The 8,538-nt window shown below is 53.3% G+C and carries 9 protein-coding genes; 2 read left to right on the top strand and 7 right to left on the bottom strand.

The features are described from left to right. Positions 1-156: 156 nt before the first annotated feature. From QMK33_RS22940 to QMK33_RS22970, 7 genes are all read right to left on the bottom strand, one after another. Positions 157-717 (bottom strand): tetratricopeptide repeat protein, encoded by a 561-nt coding sequence (locus tag QMK33_RS22940; RefSeq protein WP_283566962.1) that lies wholly within the window; start codon positions 715-717, stop codon positions 157-159. Positions 718-1,003: 286 nt separating this feature from the next. Beyond that, positions 1,004-2,503, bottom strand: coding sequence for a T9SS type A sorting domain-containing protein (locus QMK33_RS22945; protein WP_283566963.1), 1,500 nt, complete (start codon positions 2,501-2,503; stop codon positions 1,004-1,006). Positions 2,504-2,754: 251 nt separating this feature from the next. After that, the gene (locus tag QMK33_RS22950; protein WP_283566964.1) at positions 2,755-2,988 is read right to left on the bottom strand and encodes a hypothetical protein; all 234 of its coding nucleotides are present in this window, start codon (positions 2,986-2,988) and stop codon (positions 2,755-2,757) included. Between the two features lie 53 nt (positions 2,989-3,041). Further along, positions 3,042-3,557, bottom strand: coding sequence for a hypothetical protein (locus QMK33_RS22955; protein WP_283566965.1), 516 nt, complete (start codon positions 3,555-3,557; stop codon positions 3,042-3,044). Positions 3,558-3,571: 14 nt separating this feature from the next. Beyond that, a complete protein-coding gene (locus tag QMK33_RS22960) occupies positions 3,572-4,513 on the bottom strand; it encodes a relaxase/mobilization nuclease domain-containing protein (protein WP_283566966.1) in 942 nt (313 codons plus the stop codon). An 8-nt stretch (positions 4,514-4,521) separates the two neighbouring features. After that, a complete protein-coding gene (locus tag QMK33_RS22965) occupies positions 4,522-4,914 on the bottom strand; it encodes a plasmid mobilization protein (RefSeq protein ID WP_283566967.1) in 393 nt (130 codons plus the stop codon). A 791-nt stretch (positions 4,915-5,705) separates the two neighbouring features. After that, positions 5,706-5,972, bottom strand: coding sequence for a hypothetical protein (locus tag QMK33_RS22970; protein ID WP_283566968.1), 267 nt, complete (start codon positions 5,970-5,972; stop codon positions 5,706-5,708). A gap of 574 nt (positions 5,973-6,546) precedes the next feature. On the opposite strand from QMK33_RS22970, the gene QMK33_RS22975 reads away from it, so the two are divergent. Then, positions 6,547-7,461 carry a replication initiation protein gene (locus QMK33_RS22975; protein ID WP_283566969.1) on the top strand — a complete coding sequence of 305 codons (915 nt, stop codon included), beginning with the start codon at positions 6,547-6,549 and terminating at the stop codon, positions 7,459-7,461. A 349-nt stretch (positions 7,462-7,810) separates the two neighbouring features. Then, positions 7,811-8,209, top strand: a complete 399-nt coding sequence (locus QMK33_RS22980) for a hypothetical protein (RefSeq protein WP_283566970.1) — start codon at positions 7,811-7,813, stop codon at positions 8,207-8,209. The last annotated feature ends 329 nt before the right edge of the window (positions 8,210-8,538 follow it).

An 8,538-nucleotide genomic window follows, 5' to 3' on the forward strand; every position in this document is an offset into this window, starting at 1 on the left:
GGGCACGTGGACGGGCAAATGAGGGGACAACCGCGCCCAAAGCGTGTCCGAAATGCGAAATTCTTGAACTGTAGCCATACCCCTAAAATACAACTGATTTTTCCCTATTCGGATAGCCTCTTAGTGCCCTAAACTGTCCAGCATAATCGGACCACCTCAATAGTCCTCATAAGTGCGGAGAGAATCACCGCTTAACGTTTGAGCACGGGTTCGGTCTTCTTCCGCTGCTGGCTTTTGACCCAGCATATATTTTGCCGCGCCGCGCTCATAAAATGCTTCACTTAAGTGCTGGTAATTAGGGGGTAAGCTAAGCCCTTTGTTGAAGTCTTGCAGCGCCAATTCGAAGTGCGCTTGTTCCAACCGGGCAGCAGCGCGCCGGCACCAAAATTCCTGGTCGGTGGGGTAGCGCGCCAACCCCCGCGAAAGCGCCATTTCTACTGCGGGCCCATCATGAGAATACGCGTAGCACCAGTACAAATTCTGAAACACGTTGCGCGAATGATACCCTTTGCTGAGGGCTAGCTCAAAATAGCGAGCGGCTTCTTTGATGGCCACTGGACGGAGAACATCCGTGCCCATGCCTTCTTCTTGCTCGACCATCCCGCGTTCATACAAGGTCTTAGCTGGCGTGAAGAAAAAGGGATGAGACCACAGATACCCAAGCAAGCTAAGGCCACTGGCCAGCAGAACCAAGAGCAAGCGGTGAGGTGAAGTCATGGGGCTGTAATACGAAATTATCTCTGTGCTCGCTTAAACAAGTTAGCAAGCTTTTTACGTATTGTAAACGGTCCTTTACAATACGTAAAAGGGCTTATGCAACCTCTCTTGGAATCGGTGTGGGTTTTGACCTTACTCAGTTCTTTGTAAATATATAAATAATATAATCAGTGTAATCTTACTCGCTTTTAGCCCCTGCTACCTGATGGCCCACTCAGTTGAATTGGTATTTTTACTACGGCTACTTAATGCATTGGCTAATTCCCTCAGGACAGCACTCCTCTATCTAGTAGATTATTAGTTTCTTAGTTACGATTTGCTGCCCTATTTTCAAGGTAGCCAAGTACAGGCCAGTTGCCAAGTGGTCAACAGACATCTTGCCATCGCTCGTGATACCATTGGCTTGCAGTACTTGCTGCCCTACCGAGTTGTATAAAATAAGGGAGTACTCTTGTGTGCAATTTCCCGGGAGCCGAACTTGAAAGCTGCCGGTAGCTGGGTTGGGAAACAGTGCTACGGTAGCTGGGTCGCAAGCGATGGGCAAGGCGGGGGCCAAGTTGTTGAAGTAATGCTGCATAAAGTTGGGCATCGACGGCCCAGCCGTCCGGCCCGCGAACTCATAGCGCTCAGCGCGTATCGCACTAGCAAATCCCCTTGCGTTGGGTTGAGCGATGACATAAAAAGTCTGTAGGCCAGAATCTTCTGCGGGCACGTCGCCCCCCCGGTACCAGCTGGCCCCATATAAATGGCCGTCCGGCCCATTTTGCAAGGTATAATAGCTTCCTCCTTGTTGAATACGAATATTAGTCGCTGGATTGTCCACAATCAGGCTGCTGCCAGAAGCGGCGATAGCGGCAGGGTCACCCGCGCTCATATCATATTGGCTAATAACATTATACCCCGTTCCTTGCGCAGCACGACTGAAATTCTGCACGTACAGCTTCGTATTGTCGGGGCTGAAGCTGACGCCGTAGCCATCGCGTAACGCTCCTAGGTTGGCGTAGGCCGAGAGGGTGCCCTGCGCCGCGTCAAAATCGAACACACTGAAAGGCTGTATCCCATCGCTCACCGCGCAAGCTAGTTTGCGCCCATCTGGGGAAGCCTGCAATTGCCCATCTGTGCCCCGAATCTGTAACGTATCGGCCAACTGTGCTGGGTGGGTAGGGCCAATCAACTGGCGACGTGGGGTCCCTACTCCCTGGGCCGTGATAGGGTAAACCAGAAACGCCGCACTGCCCCACTGGTGGACGACCACCCAGTAGTCCCGGCCGTTGGTGTGGCGAATGGCCGTTAGCTTCTGCGTAAGCCCCTGGGCCAAGGGCACATTCTTACTGGTAGCTTCTAGGTCGCCTAGGCCTCCACCTAACTGCATGTCTACCAAGGAACACACTAGCTGGCATCTGCCCCCAACTAGGCTGAATGGCCCAGGCTGAGACTGCTGAAGAAGCGTGAATAAATAATACTTGGTGGCACTCCCTGGGACCGGAACGATAAGGGCTCCCTGCGTCACCAGCTGCGAGCCCTGTAAGCCGCTCCCACCAGGCATGAGTCGATGTTCGCGATTCCAGACTTGCTCGGCGTTGGTGTAAAACAAAAGTTGCCCCGTGGCTCCATCGGACGCCACCGCACAGGCCGCCCCGGTACGAAGCTGGCCATCGAGTAGGGGCTGCGCCGCGCCACCTCGAAAACTAAAGCCCGTTCGGTCACCAAAATACCAAGTATCTGCTTCGTGCTGCGCCCAAGCCGATTGCTTTGCAACTATTGAGAGGAACAGCAGCAGCAGCAAGCTTCTAAATAGTTGATACATAATAAGTGAGAGCGGTTTAATTTTTAAACAATATACTTTGAATGTTTAGTCTTTATCCAGAATTTTATTCGCTATTTTTAGTACATCATTTTCCTTAACCTTACCAGTCATGAAGACACTGCCATCCCGGTGGGCGTGGGGGACTGCTCGGCGCAGCTGCGACAAAACAGCCACTCCGTAGCGGCTAGGAAGTCCGCTAAGAATTGCAGTTTCCCAGGCGGCATCGGGCGTTAATTCAACTCTGGGGGTGGGAGTAGCCCCAGCCAGTAGGCCGGCTGGTCGTCGGGGCCTAGCTGGGCTTGACTGGTGGACAGGTCCGTGTGGGGCGCGGTGGCTAGGGGCAGCTCGCCCCCACCCGTACAGTCGGGGCACTGCCCCCCCTGCTCGTCCTCCCCACCCCCACCGCACGCGGGGCAGCTCTGGGTAGGGTAGTGCGTTAGATATTCTTTAGGGTAATCCGACATAGTGAAAGGGGGGGCGTGTAGAGCCTGTAAATGAATAGCTAAAACGTTGTTTACTAATGCGAAAAGTATTTCTGCGCGGCCTTCGGATTATCCTGTTTTAAGTCCACGTACCCGTCGTTCAGCCACTTCATCGTCGCCTGCTTTTGGGCCAGCTGCTGCTGAAGTAGCTCCGTTTTTGCCTCCGCTTCCCCTATTTGTCTCCACGCGTAGCCACTCAACGCAAAGAAAATCAGCAGCATAAAAGACACCCCCATGAACGCCCGTAGGCTAGTAAAGCCCAATACCTTATCCGCTAAGGGCATACTGCGCGGAATCTGTTCAATCACCTGCTGTAGCTGCTGGCTACCCGTCGTAACCGCTGCCGCTATCGTGTCGGGCGTCGCTAAATGGGGTTGAAGCTGGGTAGCTAATGCCTTATAGTCAACATCAATCTTCGTCCCCTCCTTCACCTTAGCCAGCACCTCGTCTACCTCGGCGCGGCTAATGGGTTTGCCCTGCTCCAAGCTGCGGGCGTTTAGGGCCTCGATGCCCCGGCGCAGGGCCTTAATGTCGTCAAGTAGCTCTTGCATAGTTGTGTAAGTAGTTAATTATCCCCGATACCAAACCCTTGCGACTTGTTCTGCTTCGGCTGCTGGCGGGCCTGCTGCTCCTTGGCCTGGGCGTAGGATTCGGCCAGCTTGGCTAGCGCGTAGTCCTGGCCCAGCTGCTGCCACGCCTGGGCCGGGTCCTGGGCCTGGCCTAGCTCGCGGGCCTTGGCGAAGCCCGTTTCTAAGTTGCCGGCGCTGTACTCGCGGCCCACCTGGCTCCCCTTCACCCGGTGCCCGTCCTGCGCGAACACCACCCCGGCCGGGCTGCCATCCTTGCGACGGGTCAGCTCCAGCTCGATGCCTCGCGGGCGCAGCGCCTCGCGCAGCTCGTCAAAGCTGCGGGCCTGGCCCGCCGTGTAGCCCAGGGCGCGGCCAATGTCCTGCCGGGCGCGGCTCCACTCGGCCGACTGTTCCTCTTTAGGGGTGGTGGCCTTCGCCTGGGCCGGGGTCGGGCCGATTTCCAGCGCCTGCTTGCGGCCCACCTGGTCGGCTACTATCAGCCCGTATTGCTGCTCGATACGCTTGCACACGTCCACGCTGCGCGAGCGCACAAACTGGTCGCTCACCGTCTGCCCGTCCAAGTCCACCCGGTTTACCACCAAGTGCATATGCGGGTGGGTCTTGTCCTGGTGCCGCACGACCGCCCACTGCGTGTTCTCGGGGTCGATTTTCATCCCCTTTAGGTAGTCGTGGGCAATGCGGCCCATCACTTCGTTGGTCACCTTCTCCTTTTCCTCGACCGGGAACGCTAGCGCAACGTGCAGCACCGCCTTGCCCAGCCCGGGGCGCATGGCCCGCACCATATCAAAGTCCTGGGCCATGTGGGCCGCGCTGTCGGTGCGCACCCCGTGCGCAGCCAGCACCTCGGCCCCTTTATCGGGGGTCTTTTCTTGGAGCACATACTGACACATGGCCCCAAACGACTGGTTCACTTTCACCTTGCCAATCATGACGCGGCGGGCGTGAGGCGTTTCAGAAGGTGGTGCATCTGCCCCAGCACCGTTGCGGCCCCGGTGCGCTGGTCCTGCTGCAAGTGGGCCAGCTTGGTTAGCTGGTTCAGGTTCGCGGCCATGCCGGCGAGCTGCACCAGCAGCCGGGCTTCCTCGGGGGTCGGCGGGGCCGGCAGCTTCGTGGCCGTGTCCTGCTTCAACCAGACCGAGCGCAGCACCTCGCCCTGGCTCAGGTGGTACCGCTCAGCCTCGCGGTTCAGGCGCTCGTGCTCCTTATCAGTGAGCCGCACGCTGACGACGTGGCGCTGCTTGTCGGCCAGCGGGCCAGCCTTTCGGCCCCCTTTGCGGGGGCGGTGGGGAGTAGAATCGGCGGGCGTGGGTGCTTTCATGTAAAGGTCCCCGAAGGGGCAAGTGTAGTGAGCCCAACGGGCGAACGGGTTTTGGGGATTACGCGAAGCGCGATTCACAAAACACATCTTGCGCTAACACCAGAACGAGCTATTAAGGGGCTACTAAGATACCATATTGGGAGCACTTGGGCAAGATACTTATTTACTTGGACAGACTATCCACCCGCTTACTGACCATATAAGCACGCAGGGCATTACGAGCATGTTCCGCTTCTACTCCGCCCAACTCACGCAGCATCTTACGCCACTCTACACAGTCTGCACCCTCTAGTAAAAAGTGCATTTGCTTCCGTTCGGCAGCATCCCCGGTCAACTCTTTGCGTGGCCTTCCCATAAACAGCAGATAATTAATCAGTAGTTTAAAACTACCAAAAAACTAGGGTACTACCAAGCAACTTCTATCTTCGTTGCACTTGCACGGTAGTCACCCCGCCAACGCATCGTCTGAAAAGATGAAGCCCCGGCTGCTTGAACAACCAGGGCTTCAGGAAGTGGGTGGATTGAGCACCCTTACTCCCGAACGAAAATGGGTAAACGTGCAAAGGTGAAACCAGCTGGCCAGGCTAGTTGGTTTCGCATCCCCCTGGAACTGCTTAAGGCAGCAATAGGGGGAGCAGTTCGAGCGGTGGTTAGCCACTGGCTCGGGCATCCTTAGGATAACGGCGGTCAGTACTTCGGTTCTGGCCGCCGTTTGTCTGAAACCCTAAGGCTACCCGACTGAGCAAATATACGGCCCTTCCGAAACTGTGGCCAAGTGCCGGGTGTCGTGCTTATCTGGCCTGCTCAATGCGCACGGCGGTACAGGCGGGGCAACGGGTGTGCAGCTGGGCAATAGCTTCGGTCAGGACGTGATTGGTGCTGACGGGACCTTGGTAGAGGGCCATACTCCACGAGTTACCAGAACCTGGAGTAGCCTGCCAGAAATCAAGTGCTTTAGCCTTATTAAAAGCCTCATCGGTATAGGGGATAATCTGATAAAACTTCACAAGGACCGTTCCCAATGGAGTGTCCTTTAATCGAAAAACGTGGTCTGCCATACTGCAAAATAGGGGCTGGAAGGTCAAAAGTGAGGCAAAAGTACATGACCGCCCAAAGTAGTACATAAGCTGAACTATTTAGTACATAAGCTATTGATTACTAAATAGTTGTAAATCCACCGCGCCGCGCCCTGGTGTGCGAAGCTTGGTTTTGGTGGTGTTTCTTTTTTTGGCTGTTTTCGCGTCACTCGACGGACATTTCCGCATAGTTCGGGAGTGTCAGAACAGGCCCTAAAAGCCCTTTTTTTGCCTTCCCCTCGCGCGTTTTCAAATCTTGTGAAAAATTTTTTTGAAGTCTTAAAACCAAACACTTCCATATTTAGCAAAAATTGCCCTTGACAGTCAATGAGTTATCCCATCTATTATGAGTTTTTGTCCGTCAACTATGAGTTTTTGTCCTAGTGTGGTTGAGCTTACTCGGACTAACTATAGGAAAATGTCCGTCAACTATGAGTTTTTGTCCTAGTCACGGCAAATCAACTATGAGTTTTTGTCCTACAATTATGAGCTTTTAAATGATACTCATAGAACAACCTCATATATTTGCAGCTGTACTATTTTACCTGCTGGCAAATTGGAACCTGAAAAATCCTCTGATAAGGTCGTCACACTGTGGCAATCGAACGTCTTGACCTCGGCCCGCTACGAGCTGACCAAACTGGAAAAGAACATCCTTTACCTGGCGATGCGCGAGATGCAGCCGACCGACCCACCAGGTCAGCTCTACTACGTTTCAACCGTAGAGCTGCGTGAGCGAACGGGAGAAGAAATCAAGTACGACCGCCTGCGCACCATCACTAAAAAGCTATTGGGCCGCGTCCTGGAGGCCGACTTGCCGAATGGCGACCTACTGCAAACCCACTTCTTTTCCTCGGTGCAGTACATCAAGGGCACCGGCACGCTAGAAATCTCGGTGGACCCAAAAATCAGGCCCTTCTACGGATATCTGAAAACCCACTTTACTACCTTTCAACTCGACTTGGCTATCACCTTGAATAGCATCTATGCCAAGCGGTTTTACGAAATCTTTTCCATGTACAAGCACCTTCCTAACAAGGTCTTTCGCATACCATTAGATAAGCTTAAAATACAGCTTGGGCTAACTGATAAGGACACTGGAAAAGACAAATATCCCCTATATGCTGACATTAAGCGCAACGTGCTAAAGCCAGCCGAGGAAATTAACACGGTTACTGACCTGGCCTTCACCTACCGCGAAATCAAGCGGGGCCGCAAGGTTGTGGAGCTGGAATTTACGGTTGTTTACACTCCGAAAACGACTGAAATAGACTACAACGAGCAGGAAACGGCCCTTTTAGGCCGCCTAGTCAATGATTTCAGCCTGCGCAAAGACCAGGCAATCGCGGCCCTGCGCACATTGAGCCCTTCGGAAATCACCAAACGCCTCTACCAGATTAAGCTGCAAGTGACCGATGGCAAAGTGTCGAACGTGGGGGCCTACACGGCGGAACGCCTGGGCGTTAAGTAGCCGTCACGGATAGTGGCAGGATTATAGAACAAAAGGGGAAAAGACCACTACAACGAGGCAGAGTCTTTTTTCCATTTTGTTCTTATTAATACTCAGATTGTCAACTCACTACCTCAGCAAGTAAGTTTATCACATTCGTTAAACGTTCGTTTGGAAAACGTGACAGGCTCAACCATAAATAAGCCTGCTACTTGTGCGCCTGGGCTCAGTCGCTCTAAAAATTACGCTTCTTATCAAATAGAATTCCTAGGTTATAGAAAAGAAAGTTCTTTCTCTTTTACTTTTTGACTGAAGTCGCTGTAAGTAAGTTTACTTGCAGCTTATTCCTCACACTCAAACCCAGATTACTATGCTTCGCCAAATCACTTCAATCACTCGTCAGTTTGGACGTTATTTAGTGGCTGCCCCACTTATGCTAGGGCTGACTCTCGCTTGCGCAACTGCTCAGGCCCAGGTGGTGCCCACGTCTGCCCCAGCAGAAAAGCCTGTAGCAAGAAATGTAGTGTATTACCTTGATGGCCAGAAAGTGGACTTTGACGCCTTATCTAAAGTTAACCCTGCTGAAATTAGCCATGTCCAAGCGCTAAACAAGACGCAGCAACGTCAAATTTTTGGTATCACCACCGTCGATGGCACTACTGTAGTCACAACTAAAGCCAACGCCAATTCACCCACTGTCCTAGCTCTCAATAAACGTATCTCATCAATAGTATCCCAAGTACCTTCTACTGCAAAGCATCGCATTTAAAGTCCTCAAGACTTCCGTTATAGAACAAAAGGGAGAAAAGGCCGCCGCGACGAGGCGGGGTATTTTCTCCCTTTTGTCCCTTTACATAATACCAGTTATAAACCCACTCTTGGAATTGGTGCGAGTTTTGGCCTCGCTGGCCGCAGTGCCCAGCATGGTACTTTGGCGGGGCAGTGCTTCGTTAGTCAAACAACTGGCAATATGAGGTGGTCGAGTAAATCTGGACAGAATAGGGCCTTAACTTTCCAACTTCATGAAAGACAGCCCCCCACCTACTAAACGTCGGCGTTACGATGCCGCCTTCCGGGCCGAAGCCCTGCGCCTGGCCG

It is taken from the genome of Hymenobacter sp. H14-R3 (genome assembly GCF_030063445.1).
GTDB lineage: Bacteria > Bacteroidota > Bacteroidia > Cytophagales > Hymenobacteraceae > Hymenobacter.